The following is a 21,538-nucleotide window of genomic DNA, read 5'->3' as shown; positions in this document are numbered from 1 at the left end:
CGGGGACGGCGCCGGGGTCAGGGCGTCGCGGGCGGCGGCAGGAAGATCGCGCCGCGGGCGCTCGCGCGGGCCGTGCGCGCGGCGACGGTGAGCCAGGCGCCGAGCAGCAGGGCGTAGAGGGCCACGGCCGCGGCGGTGAAGAGGGTGGAGTCAAGGCGTGCGGCGAGCGCGCCCGTGCCGGTCACGCAGGTGCCCACGGGGAAGGTGAAGCTCCACCAGGTGAGCGAGAACGGCAGGTGCTCGCGCGCGGTGCGCACGGTGATGCACGCGGCGAGCGCGAGCCACATCATCGCGAAGCCCCAGACGGGCAGCCCGTACAGTGCGCCGAAGACCTCGGCGCCGGTCGCGTACGGGCGGGGCAGTGCGAAGTGGGCCGCGCTGCCGAGGAGGTTGGCCGCGGTCACGGACTGGCCCAGCGGGCCGAGCACGATCCACAGGGTGGGGACCATGGCGGCGGGGCCGATCTTGTGGCGCAGCAGGCGCTGCCAGATCTGGGTGATGATCACGAGGCTCGCGAAGAGGCTGATGCCGAACATCGCGTAGCAGGCGAGCAGCAGCGTGAGCCGCTCCTGCCCTGCGGGGACGTACCGTACGAGCGCGGCGCCTGTCGCCGCCGAGACCATCGGCGGCACCACCGGCATCAGCCAGCCGCCGAACGCCGCGTCCTCCCCCACCACGTGGCCGGTCATCGCGCGGTACGGGATCCACACGGACGTGACGAGGCCGAGCAGCGTGCCCGCGGTCCACAGCACCGCGTCCACCCGCAGTGCCGTGTACGCGCCGATCCAGTCCTGCCCGAGGGCGAGGGTCCCGGCGCCCACGGTCATCAGCGCCATCGCGGGGGCGCCCCAGAAGTGCCCCATCACCGGGTGGCGGGCCCAGGCGCGCGCCGTGTCGCGGTGGCGTGCCCAGTGCACGGCCCAGGCCGCCGTCAGCGCGACGAGCAGCAGCGCGGCGAGGGCCCACACGACCGTGCCGCCCGTGCGCAGCCCGGGGAAGCGCACGGGCAGGGTGGCCGCGGCGGTCGCGACGATGCCCGTGCCCATCACGGAGGCGAACCAGTTGGGGCCGAGGTGGCGGAAGAGGTCCGCCGGGCGGTCGAGGTCGCGCAGGAGCCCCGCGGGCAGCCTGCGGCCCGCGGCGCGGACGTGCCGGGGAGGTGAGGCGAGCGATGTCATGCCTCAAGCGTCGGCGCGCCCGGCGTGCGCCGGTAGGCACCGTTCCGGCATCAGCCCATAGGCTCGCCCTATGCCCCTTCCGAGCAGAGTCGCCGACCTCGGCCCCTTCGACCTGCTGCTCTCCGTGGCGCGGCTGGGCAGCGTGGGCGCGGCGGCCCGGCACCACGGGATCAGCCAGCCGTCCGCGAGCGCCCGCGTCCGCCACCTGGAGCGCAGGCTCGGCCTCCCCCTCCTCACCCGCACCCCGCGCGGCTCACGCCTCACCGAGCAGGGCGCTCTCGTCGCCGACTGGGCGAGGACCGCGCTCGAAGCGGCGGGCGCCCTGGAGGCCGGCATCGCGTCCCTGCACCACACCGCGGAGCGCAGGCTCGCGGTCGCGGCGAGCCTGACCGTCGCCGAGTACCTGCTGCCGCACTGGCTGGTCCGCTTCCACGAGCGGGTGCCCGGCACCACCGTCGCGCTGACCACGGGCAACTCCGACGACGTGGCCGCCGCCGTGCTCGGCGACCGGGTCGGCGTCGGCTTCGTCGAGGGCCCGACGCTGCCCCGCGGCCTGAGCGCGTCGGCCGTGGGCCGCGACGAGCTGACGGTGATCGTCCACCCCGGGCACCCCTGGGCGCGCCGCAGGTCCGGCATCACCCCGGCGGAGCTCGCTGCGACACCGCTGGTGAGCCGCGAACACGGCTCGGGCACACGGCAGTTCCTCGAACAGGCGCTGCGGGCGCACACCGGGACCCCGCTCGCGCCGCCGCTGCTCGAACTCTCCTCCACGACCGCCATCAGGACCGCCGTCGCCGAGGCGGTCGCGCCCGGCGTCCTCAGCAGCCTCGCCGTCTCCTCCGAGCTGCGCGCCGGCACGCTGGCCGCGGTCCGGGTCACCGGCCTCGACCTGACCCGCACGCTGCGCGTCGTGCACCGCGCCGGCACCCAGCTCGTCGGCGCGGCCGCCGACCTGGTGGCGGTCGCCCGCGCGGCGGCCCACGGCCCGGGCGGCTGACACCGGCGCCCCGCGCCCACCCCGGCCCGGGCGGCCGGCGTCCCGCGCGGGCCACCGCGGCCGGGGCAGTCGGCACCCCGCGCCCGGGTTCCCGGTGGCCTGTATCGTGAGCAGGAGCCACGGCCTTCCCGGCCGGGGCGCGGCGGTGGGGCCCGCCGTATCCGAACCGCGGCATCCGCTGCCGCCAACGGTCCCTGCTCGTGATCCGTCCCGTCCGTGACGTACGGCCGGGAGAACCACGCGTAGGGAGACGTATGCGTTCCGAGGAGTCCCGGCCGGTCGTCGTGCCGGAGCCGATAGACCCCGATGTCGACATGGGGGACGTCCGCCAGCGGCGGGAGCTGCGGCGCTCGCACTACGGGGTGCTCGGGGTGGTCGCCGCAGGCGGTGTGCTCGGCTCGGTCGCCCGGTACGAGGCGGGGCTGATCTGGCCGACGCCCGAGGGCACCTTCCCGTGGACGACCTTCCTGATCAACGTCATCGGCTGCCTGGTGATCGGGGCGTTCCTCGTCGCCGTCACCGAGATCTTCACCGCCCACCCGCTGCTGCGCCCGTTCTTCGGCACGGGGGTGCTCGGCGGGTTCACCACCTTCTCCACGTACTGCGTGGACATCGAGCGCCTGGTCGACGGCGGGCACGCGGCGACCGCGCTCGCCTACCTCGCGGCGACTCTCGCGGCGGCGCTGGCCGCCGTCTTCGCGGGCGCGTGGACCACCCGCAGGCTGCTGGCCGATCGGAGTGCATCATGACCGCACGTACCCACCCCGCGGTGCGCCTGACCGTCCTGGTCGACGACACCGACACCTGGCACCACAAGCCCATGTGCAGCGAGATCGTGCACCGCGCCCACCGGGCCGGCCTGACGGGCGCCTCGATCTTCCACGGCATGGAGGGCTTCGGGGGGCGCCAGGTGGTGCACACCACGCGGCTGCTCTCGATGGCCGACGACCTGCCCGTCGCGGTGGTGATCGTCGACACCGAGGAGCGGGTCCGGGCGTTCCTGCCGCAGCTTGAGGAGCTGGACGTCGAGGGGCTGATCACGCTGGAGCCCGTCCAGGTGGTCACGTTCGACGGCGCCGGAGGGGACGAGCGGTGATCGACCTGCTGCTCGTGGTCGTCGGCGGCGCGGTCGGCGCGCCCCTGCGCTACCTCACGGACCGCTCGGTGCAGGCGAGGCACGACACGATGTTCCCGTGGGGGACGTTCAGCGTGAACGTCGTCGGCTCGTTCGTCCTCGGCGTCCTGGCCGGCGCCGCCATGTCGGGCGCCACCGGCCATTACCTCCAACTGCTGCTCGGCACGGGCCTGTGCGGGGCGCTCACCACGTACTCGACGTTCTCCTTCGAGACGCTGCGGCTGTTCGAGAGCGGTGCGCGGTTCTTCGCCGCGGCCAATGTCGTCGCCTCCGTCGTGGCCGGGCTCGGCTCGGTCTTCATCGGGGTCGCGCTCGCCGAGTCCTTCTGAGGCGCCGCGGGCTGCCGCCGCTGCCGCAGGGCGTGCGGGTCGCGGGCCCGGCGGTGGCGTGACGGGCCCGGGGGCTCCGGCAGGTGGCCGTACCGGTCCACCGGCCGTGCGTGCGGGCGACGACCCGCCCGCCGTGGCCCCGACGGACGCCGCGGCCTCACTCCCCCGGCTCGTCCGCCGCAGGGCCGCCCAGGTGTTCCGCCAGCTGGAAGAGTGCGGGCAGCGCGCCCGCGACGGCCCGGCGCTCCGCGTCGCCGAGCGCGGCGAGCGCCGCGTCCATGCGGCGCTCGTGCGCGGCGGTCCACGCGGCGAGCTGGTCGGCGCCCGCCGCGGTGAGGGCGACGACGGAGGCCCTGCGGTCGGCGGGATCGACCTCGCGGCTGACGAGGCCCGCGGTGATCATCTGGCCGACCAGCCCGCTGACGGTGCTGGGCGCGAGGCGCTGGCGGGTGGCGAGGTCGCTGATGCGTACCGGCGAGTGCTCTCCGAGCACCTGCAAGAGCTCGACCTGCGCCATCGGCAGGGTCTCCCACGGGTAGTCCGTACGGATCGACGCCCGCAGCGCGCGCCGCAGCCGGGTCACGGCCTCGGTGAGCAGGCGGGCGTCGGGCGCGTCGGTCACGGGCGCGGGCTGCGACGCCTCGGGGCGGGACTTGGCGGGCATGGGGGCAAGGTTAGGGCCTCACCCCGTGGACACGCGGGGCCCGTGCTCACCCCGCGGAACCGCTCCGGGGCCGCCCGCGCCCCACGGCCGCAGCCGAGGCGATCGCGGCCGTCGCGGCAGCGGTCAGGACGGCGGCCGCCCAGCGCGCGCCCGCCTGCACCCCGCCGCCCGCCGCGTGCAGGGCGAGGGTGACGAGGGCAACGCCGAGCGCGGTGCCGAGGCCCCGCGTCATGTTGACGAGGCCGCCCCCCGTGCCCGAAGAGCCGGCCGGGATCGCACCCATGATCATGGTGTTGTTGGCCGGGGTGAAGGTGCCGAGGCCGAGGCCGACGACGGCGAGCACGGGCACCAGCCATCCGACGGTGAGCGGCACGACGAGCAGCGCGGCGACGGCGACCGCGCACAGCGCGGCGCCCGCCAGGCACCGGCCGCGGTCCGTGAGGGAGCGCGGCAGCAGCCGGTCGCCGCCGGTCGCGGCGAGCGCGAACCCGGCGGGCAGCGCGGTGAGCACGAGCCCCGCCGTCAGCTCGGACGTGCCGCGCGCGGTCAGCAGCACCGGCACGAGCACCAGCGGCCCGAACAGGACGAGGTAGCCGCTGAGCGCGCCGACCAGCCCGTACGCCACCGCGCGCACCCGCAGCAGCGCCAGGTCGAGCAGCGCGGCCGCGGCCCGCCGCTGCCGCCGTACGAAGCCCCAGCCCGCAAGGGCCGCGAGGGCGAACAGCGCGGCGACGCCCCAGCCGGGCACGGGCAGGCCCGAGGCGGCGGAGACGCCGAGCAGCGCGCCGGTCGTGGCCGCGGCCAGCAGGGCGAGGCCCGGCCAGTCGAAGCGGGCTGCCCGGCTGCGCGCGCGGGTGCGCGGCAGCAGGTAGTGGCCGCTGACCAGGGCGATCAGCCCGACCGGCACATTGACCCAGAACACCCAGCGCCAGTCGAGCGCGGAGACGAGCGCGCCGCCGACGGTGGGTCCGAGCGCGAGGCCGAGGGCCTGCGCCGCGGCCTGCACGCCGAGCGCGGCGCGCATCCGCTCGCGCGGCGCGCTCGTGGTGACCAGCGCGACGCTGTTGGCCTGCATCATCGCGGCGCCCGCCGCCTGGACGACGCGGAAGGCGACGAGCGCGCCGAGCGAGGGGGCGAGCCCGCAGGCGACGGACGCGGCCGTGAACACCGCGAAGCCGTACAGGTAGAGCAGCTTGCGGCCGTGCGCGTCGGCGAGCCGCCCGGCCGGTACGAGCAGGGCGACGAGCGCCAGCAGATACGCGAGGGACACCCACTCGACGGCGGCGAGCGAGGCGTGGAATCCGGTGCGCAGGCTGCCGTAGGTCAGCGTGACGATGCTCGCGTCGAGCTGCCCCATGAAGGCGCCGAAGCAGACCGTGAGCACCGCGAGCCACCAGGCGTTCGGCCGTGACCTGACGCCGTCGGGGCGCGCGCGCTCGGTGGTGAGCAGGGCGGGCAGGCGCGGTGCGCGCGGGCGGATCGGCGTACGGGCGGTCATGCCGTCCAGATTACAACGGACACCGAAATATTCGGAGGGCGTCGGATCTTCTGGTGGCCACCGGGCACGGGGCGCACCGCCCGCGCGGAGACGTCACACGCCGTTCACCGGAGGCACCCCATGCCTCTCCGAGGACGCACAACGGCGCGATCCGCGTCGACACCGGATGGCACCAGGCCGCCCACCCTCGGGCAGCAGGCGAAGGCCGCGGGCCTGGCGACAGGACTCGTCACGACCGCGCAGGTCACCGACGCGTTCCCCAGCCGCGTTCTTCGCCAACGGCGCGGACCATGCGAAGCAGCACCGAGGGCCATCTCGTCGAGCGGGCGAAGAAGGCCGGATACCAGTACGTCACCGACGGCAGTCAGCTCGCGAAGGCGAGGAACGGCGGCAAGCTGCTCGGCCTCTTCTCGAATGAGGCTCGTCGTCACGGCCGACCACGAGACGGGCGGCCTGGCCGTCGAAGAGGCCGACGACACCGACGAGTCGGGCACGGGGCCCGGCGATCTCCCCCAGGAGGACGGGCCGTTCACGATCCGCGGCAGCGACAAGGAGTTCTACGTCGACTGGACGACCGGCGGCCACACCGGCGTGGACGCCCCGGTCACCGCGACGGGCCCGCCGGCCGGCCGCTTCACCGGCAAGCACCCCAACACGTACGTCCACGACGTGCCGGAGCAGGCGCTCGCCGGGCGCCGCTGAGCGCACGAAGGCGCCCCGCCCCCGCGCCGGCGGGGGACGGGGCGCCGCCGCATGCCGCTCAGCGCACGACCGCTCCGATGAACGCGTCGAAGGCGCCCGGCGCGAAGGCCAGCGCGGGACCCTGCGGGTCCTTGCTGTCACGCACCGCACGCCCACCGCGCGGCAGCACGGCGACCTCCACGCAGTTGTTATTGGTGCCGGAGTACGACGACTTCACCCAGGCCGACTCGGCGATCGGATCGTTCACCGGACGACCGCTCCGATGAACGCGTCGAAGGCGCCCGGCGCGAAGGCCAGCGCGGGACCCTGCGGGTCCTTGCTGTCACGCACCGCACGCCCACCGCGCGGCAGCACGGCGACCTCCACGCAGTTGTTGTTGTTGCCGGAGTACGACGACTTCACCCAGGCCAGCCCGGTCGCCGGCACCGGCTCGGTGTACCGCTTCATATCTAACCCATCTCCCGTGCGGCGTCCGAGATCAACGCCCGCGATGCCCTGACGTTAGCAGCGGCCATGTTGAGGCGCCGGAAGAGCTTGGTGTACTCCTCCACCTCGGCCGCCTCCTCGTAGTACAGCGTCCCCGTGGGCAGGTCGCTATAGGCGATGTCGGTTTCGGCCGCGGCGGGGAAGCTCATCACGACGAACGGGCCGTAGAGGCAGGCGTTCATCGGGTCGTCGCTCGGCAGCACCTGGAGCTGGACGTTGGAGCGGCGGCTGTCCACGAGCAGCGACTCCAGCTGCTCCTTCATGACCGCGGCCGTGCCGACCCGGTGGCGCAGGACGCTCTCGGAGACGATCACCCACAGCTGGAGCGGGTCCTCCTTGGTGAGGAGCTGACGGCGCTCGCCGCGCACCGCGACCTGTGTCGCGACATGCTCCTCGGTGGCGTTCGGGACCTGGAGCTCGATGAGCGCCCGCGTGTACTCCGGGGTCTGCAACAGCCCGGGGACGAGGTGGGTCTCCACGTTGTACAGCGTGCTCGCGTCGTGTTCGACGGCGACGTACGTGGCGTACGAGCCGTCGACGGCGAACCGCGACCACCAGCCCTTCTGCTTCGACTCGCGGTTCAGCTTCTCGATCTCGGCGCGCTCGGCGGGGTCGGTGACGCCGTAGAGGTCGAGCAGGGCGCGCAGGTCGGGGAGGCGGACGCCGGACTGGGCGTTCTCGATGCGGCCCACCTTGGACTTGTCCGCGTCGAGCACCACCGAGGCGTCCGCGTGCGTCAGCCCCGCGCCGATCCGCAACTCGCGCAGCCGACGCGCGAGTCGGCGCTGGCGGATCGTCGGGTTCTGGTTGAGCGGCATGGCGGGGGCCTCCTCGAAGCTCGCGGGAGCCTCAGTGTGACGCGCCATCACCATGCTCGCAAGTAATAGCACTTATCCAGGAAGTGTTGACTTGACACTACTCACCGACGACTCTGCATGCTGTACCCATCACTGCGGTACGCGACGGCGTCGACACGCAGCGTCCACCCCCGTCCGAGGAGACAGCCATGCCAGAAACCGCCCACGGCTACATGCGGACCCACGACGCCGGGGACGAGGAGATCGAGGCGGAACAGGACCGCATGCGGCACTGGGCCGCGGCACGCGGGTGGCGGCTGGCCGGGGTGCACGAGGAGGACACCGAGGGCGCCTTCACCGCGCTGGACGAACTGGTGGGCGCGTTACGGGAGTCGGGCGGGCGCCATGTGCTCGTACCGAGCTTCCTGCACCTCGGCGCCCACCTCGTGCTCCAGGCCCAGGTCGTCGACCACCTCCTGTGCACCACGGGTGCCGAGATCCACAGCACGGGAGGCCCCAGGTGACCGAGCCCTTCGCCCGCACGGTGTCCTACGCGGCCGGGGTCTGCCTGCCCGCGATCCCCGAGGCGGCCTCCATGGCGCGGGAGTTCACCCGGCACACGCTGACGGCCTGGGACCTGCCGGCGCACCGCGACGACGCCGAGCTGATCGTCTCCGAGCTGGTGGCCAACGCCGTCACCCACGCGGCGCGCCAGGCGGCGCGCGCGGACCGCGAGGTCGGCGTGCGGCTCGCCCTGCGGGACGCGGGGCTGCTGGTGGAGGTGCGGGACGCGGCGGGCGGCAGGCCCGGCGTGCCCGACCAGAGCGAGGACGCGGAGAGCGGCCGCGGCCTCTTCCTCGTGGAGGCGCTCAGCCGCAGCTGGGGCGTCCGCGACGGCGCCGGGTCGCCAGGCAAGGTCGTGTGGGCCGAACTGCCCCCCGCACCGCGGCCCTTGCCCACGCTTCCGCCGCTGCCCTCGCGCCCCGCGGGCGCCGGCGCGCCCGCCCTGCTCGCGGCGGTGCGCCACCGCGTGGACGCCGCCGTCCTGACCCGCGTGCTGACCGGGCTCGTACGCCTGGCAGCCGCGGACTGAGGCCCGCCGCGCGTCAGCCGGCCGCCGGGGCGTCCGGACTGTGCGGGGTGTCCGGGGCGTGCAGGGCCGTGATGCCGGCGAGGATCAGATCGACCCCGGCGAGGAACTGCTCCGTGTCGTCGTGGTCGCGCAGCTGGTTCGCGACGGCGCGCACGAAGGGGTACTCGCCCGGGTCGAGCGCCTCCCACGCCGTCGAGACGGAGTCGAGGAACGCGCCGCGGTCCGTGCCGACATGGGCGCGGGCCGCGCGGCCGTTCGCGGCGTTCTGGCCCGCCGCGCCCAGGATGTAGTGCACCAGCGCCGACGTCCCGGTGAACCAGGCGGCCTCGGGGACGCCCAGCGCGCGCACCTGGCGGCCGACGGCCTCGTAGAGCAGCGGGGTCACCGACCGCGCCGGGTCCCTCGGCATCTGGGTGGCGAGCTGCGGGCCGAGCCACGGATGCGCGTCGAGCGCGTCGAACAGGCCGAGCGCCACCGCGCGCACGGCGTCACGCGGCGTGCGCTGGGGGCGGGCGGGGGCGCCCGCGAGGGCGGCGGCGACCACGGCCTCGGTGGCGGCGGCGAGCAGCTCGCCCTTGTTCGCCACGTGCCAGTAGATCGCCCCCGCGCCGGTGGCGAGGCGCTCGGTCAGCACCCGGAAGGTCAGCCCGCCCTCGCCCGCCGTGTCGAGCAGCTCGACGGCCGCCTCGACGATGCGCTCACGGGAGAGCGCGTCGGCGCGCCGTCCCGTACCCGTACTGCCGGTGTTCTTCCGCGGTGCCATGCGGCCATTTTGACACGACTGGAATGACGTTCCACAATCGACTGGAACAGCATTCCAGTCAGCGACCCCGAGGAGTCCGCCATGAACACCTCACCTCTCCATGTCACGATCGTCGGCGCGGGGCTCGGCGGCCTCACGCTCGCCCGGATCCTGCACGTCAACGGCGTCTCCGCCACCGTCTACGAGGCCGAGGCCTCCCCCACGGCCCGCTCCCAGGGCGGCCTGCTCGACATCCACGAGAACAACGGCCAGCCCGCCCTCGCGGCGGCCGGCCTGCTCGACGCGTTCCGCTCCCTCGTCCTCCACGGCCACCAGGCGACCAGGGGCCTCGCCACGGACGGCACGGTCCTGATCGACCACCCCGACGACGGCACCGGCGGGCGCCCCGAGGTCCACCGCGGCGAGCTGCGGCGCATCCTGCTGGAGTCGCTCCCCGAGGGCACCGTCCGGTGGGGGCACAAGGTCGCCGCCGTACGGCCACTCGGCGGCGGGCGCCACGAGATCACCTTCGCCGACGGGACCGCCGCGGCCACGGACCTGCTGGTCGGCGCGGACGGCGCCTGGTCCAGGGTGCGGCCGCTGGTCTCCGACGCCGTACCCGCGTACACCGGCACGACCTACGTCGAGACCTACCTCCACGACGCGGACAACCGGCACCCCGCGACCGCGAAGGCCGTCGGCGGCGGCTCGATGTTCGCGCTGGCGCCCGGCAAGGGCATCGCCGCGCACCGGGAGACCCACGGGACCCTCCACACCTACGCGGCGCTCACCAGGCCCCGCGCGTGGTTCGACGGCGTCGACCTCGCGGACCCCGCGGGGGTGGCGCGCGTCGCGGCCGAGTTCGCCGGCTGGGCGCCCGAGCTGACCGCGCTGATCACCGACACGGACACCGCGCCCGTCCTGCGCCCCCTGCACACCCTGCCCGCGGAGCACCGCTGGGAGCGGGTGCCGGGCGTCACCCTGATCGGCGACGCCGCGCACCTCATGATCCCCTCGGGCGAGGGCGCCAACCTGGCCATGTACGACGGCGCGGAACTCGCCGGGGCCCTCGTCGAGCACCCCGGCGACATCGAGTCCGCACTCGCCGCGTACGAGCGGGAGATGTTCCCCCGCAGCGCCGCAGAGGCCGCGGACGCGGAGCGCCTCCACACCATCATGTACGGCCCCGACTCCCCGCACAGCATGATCACGCTGCTGGCGGGCCACCTCCGGGGCGCGTGAGCCCGCCCCTCGGGTGGGGGGCTCAGGCGTCCTCGGCGTCGGACTCCAGGTCGCCCTCCGTGTCGAGGAAGACCTGGCGCAGCTCGGCGAGCACCTGCGGGTCGGGCTTGGCCCACATGCCGCGCGACTCGGCCTCCAGCAGGCGCTCCGCCATGCCGTGCAGGGCCCAGGGGTTGGCCTCCTGGAGGAACGCGCGGTTCTCCTCGTCGAGGACGTACGTCTGCGTCAGCTTGTCGTACATCCAGTCGGCGACCACGCCGGTCGTCGCGTCGTAGCCGAACAAGTAGTCCACGGTCGCGGCGAGTTCGAAGGCGCCCTTGTAGCCGTGGCGGCGCATCGCCTCGATCCAGCGGGGGTTGACGACACGCGCGCGGAAGACGCGGGAGGTCTCCTCGACCAGGGTGCGGGTGCGTACCGTCTCCGGCCGGGTGGAGTCGCCGATGTACGCCTCGGGCGCGGCGCCCTTGAGCGCGCGGACCGTGGCGACCATGCCGCCGTGGTACTGGAAGTAGTCGTCCGAGTCGGCGATGTCGTGCTCGCGGGTGTCGGTGTTCTTCGCCGCGACCGCGATCCGCTTGTACGCGCTCTCCATCTCCCCGCGCGCCGGGCGGCCTTCGAGCTCGCGCCCGTACGCGTAGCCACCCCACACGGTGTAGACCTCGGCGAGGTCGGCGTCGGTGCGCCAGTCGCGGCTGTCGATCAGCTGGAGCAGGCCCGCGCCGTACGTGCCGGGGCGCGAGCCGAAGATGCGGGTGGTGGCCCGGCGTTCGTCGGCGCCCGCCGCCATGTCGGCCTGCGCGTGCGCCCGTACGTGGTTGTCCTCCGCGCTCTCGTCCAGCGAGGCGGCGAGCCGCACGGCGTCGTCGAGCAGCCCGATGGCGTGCGGGAACGCGTCCCGGAAGAAACCGCTGATGCGCAGCGTCACATCGATGCGGGGGCGACCGAGCTCGGCCGCCCCGATCGCTTCGAGGCCGGTGACCCGGCGCGACGCGTCGTCCCACACCGGCCGCACGCCGAGCAGCGCGAGCGCCTCCGCGATGTCGTCGCCCGCGGTGCGCATCGCGCTCGTGCCCCACAGGGAGAGGCCCACGGACTGCGGCCACTCGCCGTTGTCCTCGCGGTAGCGGGTCAGCAGCGAGTCGGCGAGCGCCTGGCCGGTCTCCCAGGCGAGCCGGCTCGGCACGGCCTTCGGGTCGACGGAGTAGAAGTTGCGCCCGGTCGGCAGGACGTTGACCAGGCCGCGCAGCGGCGAGCCCGAGGGGCCCGCGGGCACGAAGCCGCCGTTGAGTGCGAGCACCGCGTGGTCGACCTCGTCGGTGGTGCCCGCGAGGCGCGGCACGACCTCGCGCGCCGCGAAGTCGAGGATGCGGCCGACCGCTTCCGGCCGGCCCGCGGCGACCTCGGCGACCGCGGACGGCGCCCAGTCGGCGTCCTCCATCGCCTGCACCAGGGCGCGTGCCTGCGCCTCCACCGCGTCGGCGGCGGTGCGGGTGGCGGCCGACTCGTCCAGGCCGAGCGCCTCGCGCAGGCCGGGCAGCGACTGCGTGCCGCCCCAGATCTGCCGGGCCCGCAGCACCGCGAGGACGAGGTTGACCCGGGCCTCGCCGGTGGGCGCGCCGCCCAGCACGTGCAGGCCGTCGCGGATCTGCGCGTCCTTGATCTCGCAGAGCCAGCCGTCGATGTGCAGCACGAACTCGTCGAAGCCCTCGTCGTCGGGCCGCTCGTCGGGGTCGAGCCCGAGGTCGTGGTCGAGCTTCGCCGCCTGGATCAGCGTCCAGATCTGCGCGCGGATCGCGGGCAGCTTCGCCGGGTCCATCGAGGCGATCTGCGCGTGCTCGTCGAGGAGTTGTTCGAGGCGCGCGATGTCGCCGTACGACTCGGCGCGGGCCATCGGCGGCACCAGGTGGTCCACGAGGGTGGCGTGCACGCGGCGCTTGGCCTGGGTGCCCTCGCCCGGGTCGTTGACGAGGAAGGGGTAGACCAGCGGCAGGTCGCCCAGTGCCGCGTCGGGCGCGCAGGCGGCGGACAGGCCCGCGTTCTTGCCCGGCAGCCACTCCAGATTGCCGTGCTTGCCCAGGTGGACCATGGCGTCGGCGCCGAACCCGCCCTCGGAGCGCGGCGCCTGGATCCAGCGGTACGCGGCGAGGTAGTGGTGCGAGGGCGGCAGGTCCGGGTCGTGGTAGATCGCGATCGGGTTCTCACCGAAGCCGCGCGGCGGCTGGATGAGGATCAGCAGATTGCCGTGCCGCAGCGCCGCGAGGACGATGTCGCCCTCCGGGTTGTGCGTGCGGTCCACGAACATCTCACCGGGCGCGGGGCCCCAGTGCTCCTCCACCGACTCCCGCAGCTGGGCGGGGAGTTCGGCGAACCAGCGGCGGTAGTCGGCGGCCGGGACGCGCACCGGGTTGCGCGCGAGCTGCTCCTCGGTCAGCCACTCCTGGTCGTGGCCGCCCGCGTCGATGAGCGCGCGGATCAGCTCGTCGCCGTCACCGGAGACGAGGCCGGGGACGTCGGGCAGGGCGCCGGCGGCGGGGGTGCCGTCGGCCGCGGGCGTGCCGTCCGCGGGCGCCGCGGCCGGGCCGAAGTCGTACCCCTCGGCGACGAGGCGGCGCAGCAGCGCGACGGCGCTCGCCGGGGTGTCGAGGCCGACGGCGTTGCCGATGCGCGAGTGCTTCGTCGGGTACGCGGACAGCACCAGCGCGAGGCGCTTCTCGGCGTTCGGTATGTGGCGCAGGCGCGCGTGGCGCACCGCGATCCCGGCGACGCGTGCGGCGCGCTCCGGGTCGGCGACGTACGACGGCAGGCCGTCCTCGTCGATCTCCTTGAACGAGAACGGCACGGTGATCAGCCGCCCGTCGAACTCGGGCACCGCGATCTGCCCGGCCGCGTCGAGCGGCGAGAGCCCCTCGTCGTTGGCCTCCCAGTCGGCGCGCGAGCCGGTCAGGCACAGCGCCTGGAGGATCGGCACGCCGAGCGCGGCCAGCGCGCCCGCGTCCCACGACTCGTCGTCCTCGCCGGCCGAGGCCCCGGCCGGGCGGGTGCCGCCCGCCGCGAGGACCGTCGTGACCAGCGCGTCCGCCGCGCCGAGCGCGTCGAGCAGGTCGGGCTCAGGGGTGCGAAGCGACGCCACGTACAGCGGCAGCGGCCGCCCGCCCGCCGCCTCGATCGCCGCACACAGGGCGTCCACGAAGCCGGTGTTGCCACTCATGTGGTGCGCGCGGTAGTAGAGCACCGCGACGAGCGGCCCGGTCGCGCCGGGCGCTGCCGCGCGCTCCAGGTGCCCCCAGGTAGGGGCGGGCGCGGGCGGTTCGAAGCCGTGGCCGGTGAGCAGCACGGTGTCGGAGAGGAAGCGGGCCAGCTGGTCGAGGTTGGCGGGGCCGCCGTGCGCGAGGTAGGCGTGCGCCTCTGCCGCGATGCCGATGGGGACCGTCGACGCCTCCATCAGCTGCGCGTCGGGGGCCTGCTCGCCGGTGAGGACCACCAGCGGCACGCCGCTCGCCCGCAGCGCGTCGATCCCCTCCTGCCAGGCGCGCACCCCGCCGAGCAGCCGCACGACGACCAGGTCCGCACCGTCCAGCAGCCCCGGCAGGTCGTCGAGCGGCAGCCGCGCCGGGTTGGCGAACCGGAACGGCACGGGCGCGCCCGCCGCGTGCGCGGCGCGGGCCGAGAGCAGATCGGTGTCGGACGTCGACAGGAGCAGCAGCATGCGGCGGCTCGCCTTCCTCGGGGTCCGCGCCCCGGGCAGTGGGAGGACGGCGGGAGTTCCTGACTCACCCGGAGAGTGCCGGGCTCACAGTGGCGGGACCGTGCCGGATTCTCACCGGCCTTCCTCCCAGACGCCGTCGCTGGTCCCTCGATACTAAGCGGTGCTGGTCGGGGTGGGGAGGGCGCGTGCCGGGCGGGGGCCCGGAGCGCGCGAGGTCTGGGGTGGGGGCCCGGGGCGTGGGTATGCTCGCCGCCGTGTCCCTACCCATGCCACCAAACGGAACGTACCGGGGTGATCCGCCCGTGCGCGACCGCGGTGACGCCTGCCCCGGAGCGCTGCGGCTGCACGCCGCCGACGACGGGCGGCTGGCCAGGCTGCGGCTGCCCGGCGGTCTTTTGACGGCTCGTCAGGCCGAGGTGGTCGCCGACGCGGCCGAGCGGCTCGGGGACGGGCACCTCGACCTCACCTCGCGCGGAAACGTCCAGCTGCGGGGCCTCGCGGAGTCCTGCGCGGCGCCGCTCGCCGCGCGGCTGCACGAGGCGGGCCTGCTGCCCTCCGAGCGGCACGAGCGCGCCCGCAACATCGTCGCGTCCCCGCTCGCCGGGGAGGACGGACTCCCCTTCGCCGACGTGCGGTTGTGGGTGCGCGAGCTGGACGCGCTGGTCTGCGCGAGCGACGCGGCGGCGGACCTGTCGGGGCGCTTCCTCTTCGCGCTCGACGACGGCCGGGGCGACGTGGCGTCGCTCGGCGCCGATGTGACGTTGCTCGCAGAACCGGAGTCCGGGGGCGCCGTGCTGCTCGTCGGTCCTGGGCGGCTGCGCGTACGGGCCGCCGAGGCGCCCCGCGCCGCGCTGCTCGCCGCCGAGGCGTTCCGTACGGCGGCCGCGGCCTGTGGCGCCTGGCGCGTACGGGAACTGCCGGGGGACGGCGCCGCGCGCCTGGCCGCCGGGCTGCGCGACGCGCTCGGCGCGGGCGGTGTGCGCGCGGAGCACGTGGCGGACCCGTACGCCACGCCGCGCTGCGGCCCGCCCGCGCTCGGCGCGGTGCGCGCGCCGGGCGGTCGGCGCGCCGCCGTCTGCGTGCAGCCGCCGCTCGGGCGGCTGAGCACCGCGCAGTGGCGGCTGCTCGCGGGCGCGGGCGAAGGGCTGCGGGTCACGCCCTGGCGCGGCCTCGTCGTGCCCGGCCTCGCCCCGGCGGCGGCCGACGCGCTGCTCGCGCGGGCCGCGGACGCGGGCCTCGTGACGCGCGCGGACTCGCCCTGGACCCGCGTCGGCGCCTGCACCGGCAGGCCAGGCTGTGCGAAGTCGCTCGCGGACGTACGGGCCGACGCGGCGGCCGCCGCGGCGGGGCCCCCGGCGCGGCTGCCCGTCTACTTCTCCGGCTGCGCGCGCCGCTGCGGGCACCCGCGCGGCCCGCACCTCGACAAGGTCGCCACGGCCGACGGCACGTACACGACGACCACGGTCGCGCCCCGGGACCCGGCGGCGCCACCCGCAGCACACCCCACGCACCCCACACACCCCACGCACCCCACGCACCCCACGCACCCCACGCACCCCACGACGACAACGGTGACGAGATGACGACGACCACTGGCTTCGACTACGAGAAGGACGGCTCCGAGATATACCGCCGCTCCTTCGCCACCATCCGTGACGAGGCCGACCTCAGCGGCCTGCCCGCCGACGTGGCCCAGGTCGTCGTCCGCATGATCCACGCGTGCGGCATGGTCGACCTGGCCGCCGACGTCGCCCACAGCCCCGGCGTCGTCGCCCGCGCCCGCGCCGCCCTGCGCGCGGGCGCGCCGATCCTCTGCGACGTGCAGATGGTCGTGAGCGGCGTCACCCGCAGGCGGCTGCCCGCCGGCAACGAGGTGGTGTGCACCCTCGGCGACCCGGCCGTCCCCGCGCTCGCCGCCGAGCTGGGCACCACCCGCAGCGCCGCCGCGCTCGAACTGTGGCGCGACCGCCTCGGCGGCGCGGTCGTCGCCGTCGGCAACGCGCCGACCGCGCTGTTCCGGCTGCTCGAAATGGTCGAGCAGGGCGCGCCGCGCCCGGCCGCCGTGATCGGCGTGCCGGTCGGCTTCATCGGCGCAGCCGAGTCCAAGGACGCGCTCGCCGCGCACCCCGCGGGCCTCGACCACCTGGTCGTACGCGGCAGGCGCGGCGGCAGCGCCATCGCGGCGGCCGCGCTCAACGCGCTCGCCAGCGAGGACGAGCGATGAGCGCGGGCGAGAGGGGCAGGCTGTACGGCGTCGGGCTCGGCCCCGGGGACCCTGAGCTGATGACCGTGCGCGCGGTGCGCGCGATCGCGGAGGCCGACGTCGTCGCGTACCACAGCGCCGGGCACGGCAGGTCCATCGCGCGCGCCATCGCCGCCCCGCACCTGCGCCCCGACCACATCGAGGAGGCGCTTGTCTACCCGGTCACGACCGGCACGACCGACCACCCCGACGGCTACCGCGGCGCCCTCGACGCCTTCTACGAGGAGGCGGCGGCGCGGCTCGCCGCGCACCTGGACGCAGGGCGCACCGTCGCGGTGCTCGCCGAGGGCGACCCGCTGTTCTACGGCTCGTACATGCACATGCACAAGCGCCTCGCGCACCGCTACCCGACCGAGGTCGTCCCCGGCGTGACCTCGGTGAGCGCCGCGGCCGCGCGGCTCGGGACGCCGCTGGTCGAGGGCGAGGAGGTGCTGACGGTCCTGCCGGGCACGCTCCCCGAGGAGGAACTCGCGGCCCGGCTCGCCGCCGCGGACTCCGCGGTCGTGATGAAGCTCGGCCGCACCTTCCCCGCCGTGCGGCGCGCGGTCGAGCGCGCCGGGCGGCTCGACGACGCCCGGTACGTGGAGCGCGCCACCATGCCGGACGAGCGCACCGGCGCGCTCGCGGACGCCGACCCCAAGGCGGTGCCGTACTTCGCGGTGGCGGTGCTGCCGAGCCGCGTGGGCGCGCCCGGCGGCCAGGGGCGCGGGGCGCGGCGGCACGGGCGCGGCGAGGTCGTGGTCGTCGGCACCGGGCCCGCGGGTCCGCTCTGGCTCACCCCCGAGGCCCGGGGCGAACTGGCCGCCGCCGACGACCTGGTGGGCTACACGACCTACCTGGCCCGGGTGCCGGAGCGCCCGGGCCAGCGGCGCCACGCCTCCGACAACAAGGTCGAGTCGGAGCGCGCCGACTTCGCCCTCGACCTCGCCCGCGGCGGCCGCCGCGTCGCCGTGGTCTCCTCGGGCGACCCCGGGGTGTTCGCCATGGCGACCGCGGTACTCGAAGTCGCGTCGTCCGACCCGTACAGGGACGTGCCGGTACGGATCGTGCCCGGCGTGACAGCGGCCAACGCGGCCGCCGCGCGCGCCGGTGCGCCGCTCGGCCACGACTACGCGGTCATCTCGCTCTCCGACCGGCTCAAGCCGTGGGAGGCGGTCGCGGCCCGGCTGCACGCCGCGGCCGCCGCCGACCTCGCGATGGCGCTGTACAACCCCGGTTCCAGGTCCCGCACCTGGCAGGTGGGCAAGGCACGCGAACTCCTCCTCGAACACCGCGCCCCCGACACCCCTGTCGTCCTCGCCCGGGACGTCGGCGGCCCCGAGGAGCGCGTCCGCATCGTCCGCCTCGCCGACCTCGACCCCGCCCAGGTCGACATGCGGACGATCCTGCTGATCGGCTCGTCCCAGACGGTCGCCGTGCACCGCGCGGGCGGCGAGATCGCGTGGACGCCCCGGCGGTACCCGGAGGGCGGCTGAGGCCCGGCGGGCGCGGGCCGTGGGCCGCGTGCGGCGTGGGCTGTGCGGCTTCGCGGCTCACCGCGCCCGGCGCAGGGCCCAGGCCGTCGCGGCCTCGACCGTGTCGGCGGTCTCGACGCCCTCGGGGGTCGCGGGGCGGGTGACGACGATCACCGGGATGCCGGTCTCGCGGGCGGCGGTGAGCTTGGGCGCGGTGGCGGCGCCGCCGCTGTCCTTGGTGACGAGGACGTCGACCGCGTACCGCCGCAGCACCTCGCGCTCGCCCTCCAGGGTGAAGGGGCCGCGGTCGACGAGGACGTCGAGCCGCGGCGGGACGGGCGGCTCCGGCGGATCGACGGACCGTACGAGGAACCGCGGCCGGTCCAGGTGCGCGAACGCGCCGAGCCCCGTGCGGCCCGTGGTGAGGAACACCCGCTCCCAGGGACCGGCCGCGAGCAGCCCGGCGGCGGCGGCCAGGGAGGCGGCGGGCCGCCAGTCGTCGCCCGGCCGCGGGACCCAGCCGGGCCGCCGCAGCAGGAGCAGGGGAACATGGCAGGCGGCGGCGGCACGGGCCGCGTTGTACGTGATGGTCTCAGCGAAGGGATGGGTGGCGTCGATGACCGCGTCCACACGGTGCTCGCGCAGCCAGGCCGCGAGCCCCTCCGCACCGCCGAAGCCGCCCACGCGCACGTCGCCCGGCGGCAGCACGGGCCTGGCCACCCGACCGGCGAGCGAACTGGTCACCCGCAGCCGGGGGGCGCGCGCGGCGGGGGCCCCTCGCGTCCCCGGAGCCGCCTGTGCCCAGGGAGCCCCTTGGGTCCCGGGAGCAGCCCGCTCCCCCGGGGCCCCCTCCGCGGGGCCCGTCTCCGCCGCCGCGGCCAGGGCCTCGGCGAGGCGCCGGCCCTCGGTGGTGCCGCCGAGGATCAGCACGTGGCGCATCGGGAGCCTCCATGGCTAGGCCGGCCGGGAGCGGCGGGCGGGACGCCCAACTCAAACACACGGGTCTGCGGCCCGGCTGGACGACCGGGGCCTGCGCGACGGCCGCGGCGACCGCCGCGTACACGGCGCTGCTCTTCGGGGAGTTCCCCGACCCCGTGACCATCACCCTGCCGCGCGGGCAGCGGCCCGCGTTCGCGCTCGCCTTCGAGGACCTCGCGGCGGGCGGCACCGCCGCCACGGCCGGTGTCGTCAAGGACGCGGGCGACGACCCGGACGTCACCCACGGCGCCCTGATCCGCGCCACGGTCCGCCCGCTCGCGCCCGGCGCGGGCGTGGTGTTCAGGGCGGGCCCCGGCGTGGGCACGGTGACGCGGCCCGGCCTCCCGCTCGACGTGGGCGAGCCCGCCGTCAACCCCGTGCCGCGGCGGCTGATGACCGAGCACCTCGACGCGGTCGCCGCGGCCCACGGCGGCGGCACCGCGGACGCCGAGATCACCGTCTCCGTGGACGAAGGCGAGGAGATCGCCCGCTCCACCTGGAACCCCCGGCTCGGCATCCTCGGCGGCCTGTCCATCCTCGGCACGACCGGCGTCGTCGTGCCGTACTCCTGCTCGGCGTGGATCGACTCGATCCGCCGCGGCGTCGACGTCGCCCGCGCCGCCGGCCGCACGCACCTCGCCGGCTGCACGGGGTCCACCTCGGAGAAGACCGTCACCGCGCTGTACGGCCTCCCGCAGGACGCCCTGCTCGACATGGGCGACTTCGCGGGCGCGGTCCTCAAGTACGTGCGCCGCCACCCCGTCGACCGCCTCACCCTCTGCGGCGGCTTCGCGAAGCTCTCCAAGCTCGCCGCGGGCCACCTCGACCTGCACTCCGCGCGCTCCCAGGTCGACAAGTCCCTCCTCGCCGGCCTCGCCCGCGCCGCGGGCGCCTCCCCCGCGCTCGCCGCCAGGGTCGCCGCCGCCAACACCGGCCTCGAAGCCCTCCGCCTCTGCCAGGCCGCCGACGTCCCCCTGGGCGACGCCGTGGCCGCCCGCGCCCGCGACGAGGCCCTCGGAGTCCTCCGCGGCTCCCGCGTACGGGCCGACGTCGTCTGCATCGACCGTGCCGGCACGGTCGTCGGCCGCGCAGAACCGGCCTGAAGGACCGGCGTCCCGATGCGGTCCGGCAGTTCCGTTCCGGTCCCCTGGCGGCCTCACCGTCGTGCGGAGCCGTTCAAGGGGCGGGCGGCTTACGTCCCGGAGGACGGCGTGCGACCAAGCCGAGCAGGAACTCCTCCTGCTCCTCGGCCATGCGCACTTGCGCGGACAGCGTATTGAGGTGACTGTCGCAGGCCCACAGCACCCGTACGGTCGAGCCCCGCTCGATGCTGCCCGCGTACGTCGTCCTCGGGTCCTCGCAGATCTCGCACACGGGGAGGTCGGTCCAGGTGTTCTGACGGTCGATTCCTTGCACGGAGAGCCGGGCACGTTGCCGGGTCATGGCGTGGCCCCGGGCTTCAGGTCTGCCCAAATTCGCTTGCCCTGGGCCAGGATGTCGGTTCCCCAACACTCGGTGAGAGCATCGACCAGCAGCAAGCCTCTGCCGCTCTCCTCCTCATCGGAAGCCGAGCGGAGGCACGGGATGCTGCGGTCCATGTCAGTGACGGCGATACGTACGCAACCAGGAACAGACCGGTCGACGCTCACGCTCACCCGGATCTGACAACCTCGCGCGTGCTGTACGGCGTTGGCGACCAGTTCCGACACCACACCAGCACCGTCCCTGATCAACTCCTCCTGCCCCCAGACGGACAGCGCCCTCCGCACCAGGCTGCGCGCCACCCGCGCACTCTCGGCGATGCGCGGCAGTGTTACGTCGTAAGCCGTGCGATACCCCGGAAACAGGGCTGCAGCAGCCCGGCCCGCTCCACCGGTTCTGTCGAGACGGTCCAGACAGTGTTCACCGCACTCGGGACTCCTCACGGTCTCGGAGCCATCTCCGCCGCACGGCTCATCGACGGCCGGCCCCACACTCGGTGGCCGGGGACAGGTTTCAGGCATGGCACATTCCTGGGGTCGGGCCGGATTCCGGCGCACGGCTGGGTCGACGTGCACGACGGGGCGGACAACCGCCGCGGTGGCCCTGGGCACCGACGCAACGATGTCGTCACCGGTCTCCCGGCCGCAGAGCGCACAGACGCGACCGGCCCGTTGCGGCTCGTCGTCCCACATGGGGCTCACGCCCCGCCACCTGCCGTCGCCACCAGAACACGATCCCCTGAACACAGAGAGTTGCGCGACGTCCGACAAGACGTCAAAGCGGCGACAGAGG

The 21,538-nt window shown here is 75.2% G+C and carries 23 protein-coding genes and 1 riboswitch; of the genes, 12 read left to right on the top strand and 11 right to left on the bottom strand.

The genetic code is table 11. The annotated features are described in order from the left end of the window. Positions 1-17: 17 nt before the first annotated feature. Positions 18-1,178, bottom strand: coding sequence for a TDT family transporter (locus AB0910_RS17685; protein WP_366745515.1), 1,161 nt, complete (start codon positions 1,176-1,178; stop codon positions 18-20). A gap of 70 nt (positions 1,179-1,248) precedes the next feature. Between AB0910_RS17685 and AB0910_RS17680 the strand changes: the two genes are divergently transcribed. The 4 genes from AB0910_RS17680 (at position 1,249) to crcB (AB0910_RS17665) (ending at position 3,639) form a co-directional block, all read left to right on the top strand. Further along, entirely contained in the window at positions 1,249-2,175 is a 927-nt protein-coding gene (locus tag AB0910_RS17680; RefSeq protein ID WP_366745514.1) for a LysR family transcriptional regulator, read from the top strand. Between the two features lie 254 nt (positions 2,176-2,429). Beyond that, positions 2,430-2,924 (top strand): fluoride efflux transporter CrcB, encoded by a 495-nt coding sequence (crcB, locus tag AB0910_RS17675; RefSeq protein ID WP_366745513.1) that lies wholly within the window; start codon positions 2,430-2,432, stop codon positions 2,922-2,924. Then, a complete protein-coding gene (locus tag AB0910_RS17670; RefSeq protein ID WP_366745512.1) occupies positions 2,921-3,271 on the top strand; it encodes a DUF190 domain-containing protein in 351 nt (116 codons plus the stop codon). Before crcB (AB0910_RS17675) ends, AB0910_RS17670 begins: the two co-directional genes overlap by 4 nt. Continuing rightward, the gene (gene crcB, locus AB0910_RS17665; protein ID WP_366745563.1) at positions 3,271-3,639 is read left to right on the top strand and encodes a fluoride efflux transporter CrcB; all 369 of its coding nucleotides are present in this window, start codon (positions 3,271-3,273) and stop codon (positions 3,637-3,639) included. The genes AB0910_RS17670 and crcB (AB0910_RS17665) overlap by 1 nt, the downstream gene beginning before the upstream one ends. A gap of 157 nt (positions 3,640-3,796) precedes the next feature. On the opposite strand, the gene AB0910_RS17660 is transcribed toward crcB (AB0910_RS17665), so the two are convergent. Together AB0910_RS17660 and AB0910_RS17655 are read right to left on the bottom strand one after the other, a co-directional pair. Continuing rightward, a complete protein-coding gene (locus AB0910_RS17660) occupies positions 3,797-4,303 on the bottom strand; it encodes a MarR family winged helix-turn-helix transcriptional regulator (protein ID WP_366745511.1) in 507 nt (168 codons plus the stop codon). 46 nt (positions 4,304-4,349) lie between these two features. Then, complete coding sequence (locus AB0910_RS17655; RefSeq protein ID WP_366745510.1) at positions 4,350-5,801, bottom strand: MFS transporter; 1,452 nt, start codon at positions 5,799-5,801, stop codon at positions 4,350-4,352. Between the two features lie 414 nt (positions 5,802-6,215). Here AB0910_RS17655 and AB0910_RS17650 point away from each other — a divergent pair, with 414 nt between their 5' ends. After that, positions 6,216-6,503 (top strand): hypothetical protein, encoded by a 288-nt coding sequence (locus tag AB0910_RS17650; protein ID WP_366745509.1) that lies wholly within the window; start codon positions 6,216-6,218, stop codon positions 6,501-6,503. Positions 6,504-6,561: 58 nt separating this feature from the next. Here AB0910_RS17650 and AB0910_RS17645 read toward each other — a convergent pair whose 3' ends face one another. Genes AB0910_RS17645 through AB0910_RS17635 form a run of 3 tightly spaced genes read right to left on the bottom strand, consistent with a single transcriptional unit; the run spans position 6,562 to position 7,855 of the window. Continuing rightward, positions 6,562-6,750 (bottom strand): DUF397 domain-containing protein, encoded by a 189-nt coding sequence (locus AB0910_RS17645; protein WP_366745508.1) that lies wholly within the window; start codon positions 6,748-6,750, stop codon positions 6,562-6,564. Next, positions 6,747-6,950 (bottom strand): DUF397 domain-containing protein, encoded by a 204-nt coding sequence (locus AB0910_RS17640; RefSeq protein ID WP_366745507.1) that lies wholly within the window; start codon positions 6,948-6,950, stop codon positions 6,747-6,749. Before AB0910_RS17640 ends, AB0910_RS17645 begins: the two co-directional genes overlap by 4 nt. Positions 6,951-6,952: 2 nt before the next feature. Continuing rightward, positions 6,953-7,855, bottom strand: a complete 903-nt coding sequence (locus AB0910_RS17635; protein ID WP_366745506.1) for a helix-turn-helix transcriptional regulator — start codon at positions 7,853-7,855, stop codon at positions 6,953-6,955. Positions 7,856-7,995: 140 nt separating this feature from the next. On the opposite strand from AB0910_RS17635, the gene AB0910_RS17630 reads away from it, so the two are divergent. Both AB0910_RS17630 and AB0910_RS17625 read left to right on the top strand, forming a co-directional pair. Beyond that, positions 7,996-8,310 (top strand): recombinase family protein, encoded by a 315-nt coding sequence (locus AB0910_RS17630; RefSeq protein WP_366745505.1) that lies wholly within the window; start codon positions 7,996-7,998, stop codon positions 8,308-8,310. Beyond that, positions 8,307-8,879, top strand: a complete 573-nt coding sequence (locus AB0910_RS17625) for an ATP-binding protein (RefSeq protein ID WP_366745504.1) — start codon at positions 8,307-8,309, stop codon at positions 8,877-8,879. The genes AB0910_RS17630 and AB0910_RS17625 overlap by 4 nt, the downstream gene beginning before the upstream one ends. A 13-nt stretch (positions 8,880-8,892) precedes the next feature. On the opposite strand, the gene AB0910_RS17620 is transcribed toward AB0910_RS17625, so the two are convergent. Continuing rightward, entirely contained in the window at positions 8,893-9,642 is a 750-nt protein-coding gene (locus AB0910_RS17620; protein ID WP_366745503.1) for a TetR/AcrR family transcriptional regulator C-terminal domain-containing protein, read from the bottom strand. 81 nt (positions 9,643-9,723) lie between these two features. Between AB0910_RS17620 and AB0910_RS17615 the strand changes: the two genes are divergently transcribed. Continuing rightward, positions 9,724-10,863, top strand: a complete 1,140-nt coding sequence (locus AB0910_RS17615; RefSeq protein ID WP_366745502.1) for an NAD(P)/FAD-dependent oxidoreductase — start codon at positions 9,724-9,726, stop codon at positions 10,861-10,863. A gap of 22 nt (positions 10,864-10,885) precedes the next feature. Here AB0910_RS17615 and cobN read toward each other — a convergent pair whose 3' ends face one another. After that, positions 10,886-14,569 (bottom strand): cobaltochelatase subunit CobN, encoded by a 3,684-nt coding sequence (gene cobN / locus AB0910_RS17610; RefSeq protein ID WP_366745501.1) that lies wholly within the window; start codon positions 14,567-14,569, stop codon positions 10,886-10,888. A 34-nt stretch (positions 14,570-14,603) separates the two neighbouring features. Beyond that, positions 14,604-14,733: riboswitch (cobalamin riboswitch) on the bottom strand. Positions 14,734-14,811: 78 nt separating this feature from the next. On the opposite strand from cobN, the gene cobG reads away from it, so the two are divergent. The 3 genes from cobG to AB0910_RS17595 are packed head-to-tail and all read left to right on the top strand — an operon-like array spanning position 14,812 to position 18,307. Beyond that, entirely contained in the window at positions 14,812-16,152 is a 1,341-nt protein-coding gene (cobG, locus tag AB0910_RS17605; RefSeq protein WP_366745500.1) for a precorrin-3B synthase, read from the top strand. Next, positions 16,149-16,793 (top strand): precorrin-8X methylmutase, encoded by a 645-nt coding sequence (locus AB0910_RS17600; RefSeq protein ID WP_366745499.1) that lies wholly within the window; start codon positions 16,149-16,151, stop codon positions 16,791-16,793. Before cobG ends, AB0910_RS17600 begins: the two co-directional genes overlap by 4 nt. Further along, positions 16,790-18,307: a precorrin-2 C(20)-methyltransferase gene (locus AB0910_RS17595; RefSeq protein ID WP_366745498.1), complete on the top strand. Its 1,518-nt coding sequence runs from the start codon at positions 16,790-16,792 to the stop codon at positions 18,305-18,307. Before AB0910_RS17600 ends, AB0910_RS17595 begins: the two co-directional genes overlap by 4 nt. Before the next feature lie 57 nt (positions 18,308-18,364). On the opposite strand, the gene AB0910_RS17590 is transcribed toward AB0910_RS17595, so the two are convergent. Next, positions 18,365-19,225, bottom strand: a complete 861-nt coding sequence (locus AB0910_RS17590; RefSeq protein ID WP_366745497.1) for a cobalt-precorrin-6A reductase — start codon at positions 19,223-19,225, stop codon at positions 18,365-18,367. A gap of 11 nt (positions 19,226-19,236) precedes the next feature. Here AB0910_RS17590 and AB0910_RS17585 point away from each other — a divergent pair, with 11 nt between their 5' ends. Further along, a complete protein-coding gene (locus tag AB0910_RS17585) occupies positions 19,237-20,367 on the top strand; it encodes a cobalt-precorrin-5B (C(1))-methyltransferase (protein ID WP_366745496.1) in 1,131 nt (376 codons plus the stop codon). A gap of 73 nt (positions 20,368-20,440) precedes the next feature. On the opposite strand, the gene AB0910_RS17580 is transcribed toward AB0910_RS17585, so the two are convergent. Both AB0910_RS17580 and AB0910_RS17575 read right to left on the bottom strand, forming a co-directional pair. Continuing rightward, a complete protein-coding gene (locus tag AB0910_RS17580; protein ID WP_366745495.1) occupies positions 20,441-20,707 on the bottom strand; it encodes a hypothetical protein in 267 nt (88 codons plus the stop codon). Then, the gene (locus AB0910_RS17575) at positions 20,704-21,048 is read right to left on the bottom strand and encodes an ATP-binding protein (protein WP_366745494.1); all 345 of its coding nucleotides are present in this window, start codon (positions 21,046-21,048) and stop codon (positions 20,704-20,706) included. Before AB0910_RS17575 ends, AB0910_RS17580 begins: the two co-directional genes overlap by 4 nt. Positions 21,049-21,538: the final 490 nt, after the last annotated feature.

It is taken from the genome of Streptomyces sp. NPDC047002 (genome assembly GCF_040704505.1).
In the GTDB taxonomy this organism is placed as follows: domain Bacteria; phylum Actinomycetota; class Actinomycetes; order Streptomycetales; family Streptomycetaceae; genus Streptomyces.
The sequence above is the reverse complement of the archived record's forward strand: the minus strand, read 5'-3'. Positions and strand labels throughout refer to the sequence as shown.

Coding starts and splice junctions, on each gene's coding strand:
- AB0910_RS17685 (WP_366745515.1), bottom strand. CDS start 1,178: ATGACATCGCTCGCCTCACCTCCCCGGCACGTCCGCGCCGCGGGCCGC.
- AB0910_RS17680 (WP_366745514.1), top strand. CDS start 1,249: ATGCCCCTTCCGAGCAGAGTCGCCGACCTCGGCCCCTTCGACCTGCTG.
- crcB (WP_366745513.1), top strand. CDS start 2,430: ATGCGTTCCGAGGAGTCCCGGCCGGTCGTCGTGCCGGAGCCGATAGAC.
- AB0910_RS17670 (WP_366745512.1), top strand. CDS start 2,921: ATGACCGCACGTACCCACCCCGCGGTGCGCCTGACCGTCCTGGTCGAC.
- AB0910_RS17660 (WP_366745511.1), bottom strand. CDS start 4,303: ATGCCCGCCAAGTCCCGCCCCGAGGCGTCGCAGCCCGCGCCCGTGACC.
- AB0910_RS17655 (WP_366745510.1), bottom strand. CDS start 5,801: ATGACCGCCCGTACGCCGATCCGCCCGCGCGCACCGCGCCTGCCCGCC.
- AB0910_RS17650 (WP_366745509.1), top strand. CDS start 6,216: ATGAGGCTCGTCGTCACGGCCGACCACGAGACGGGCGGCCTGGCCGTC.
- AB0910_RS17640 (WP_366745507.1), bottom strand. CDS start 6,950: ATGAAGCGGTACACCGAGCCGGTGCCGGCGACCGGGCTGGCCTGGGTG.
- AB0910_RS17635 (WP_366745506.1), bottom strand. CDS start 7,855: ATGGCGCGTCACACTGAGGCTCCCGCGAGCTTCGAGGAGGCCCCCGCC.
- AB0910_RS17630 (WP_366745505.1), top strand. CDS start 7,996: ATGCCAGAAACCGCCCACGGCTACATGCGGACCCACGACGCCGGGGAC.
- AB0910_RS17620 (WP_366745503.1), bottom strand. CDS start 9,642: ATGGCACCGCGGAAGAACACCGGCAGTACGGGTACGGGACGGCGCGCC.
- AB0910_RS17615 (WP_366745502.1), top strand. CDS start 9,724: ATGAACACCTCACCTCTCCATGTCACGATCGTCGGCGCGGGGCTCGGC.
- cobN (WP_366745501.1), bottom strand. CDS start 14,569: ATGCTGCTGCTCCTGTCGACGTCCGACACCGATCTGCTCTCGGCCCGC.
- cobG (WP_366745500.1), top strand. CDS start 14,812: ATGCTCGCCGCCGTGTCCCTACCCATGCCACCAAACGGAACGTACCGG.
- AB0910_RS17600 (WP_366745499.1), top strand. CDS start 16,149: ATGACGACGACCACTGGCTTCGACTACGAGAAGGACGGCTCCGAGATA.
- AB0910_RS17595 (WP_366745498.1), top strand. CDS start 16,790: ATGAGCGCGGGCGAGAGGGGCAGGCTGTACGGCGTCGGGCTCGGCCCC.
- AB0910_RS17590 (WP_366745497.1), bottom strand. CDS start 19,225: ATGCGCCACGTGCTGATCCTCGGCGGCACCACCGAGGGCCGGCGCCTC.
- AB0910_RS17585 (WP_366745496.1), top strand. CDS start 19,237: ATGGCTAGGCCGGCCGGGAGCGGCGGGCGGGACGCCCAACTCAAACAC.
- AB0910_RS17580 (WP_366745495.1), bottom strand. CDS start 20,707: ATGACCCGGCAACGTGCCCGGCTCTCCGTGCAAGGAATCGACCGTCAG.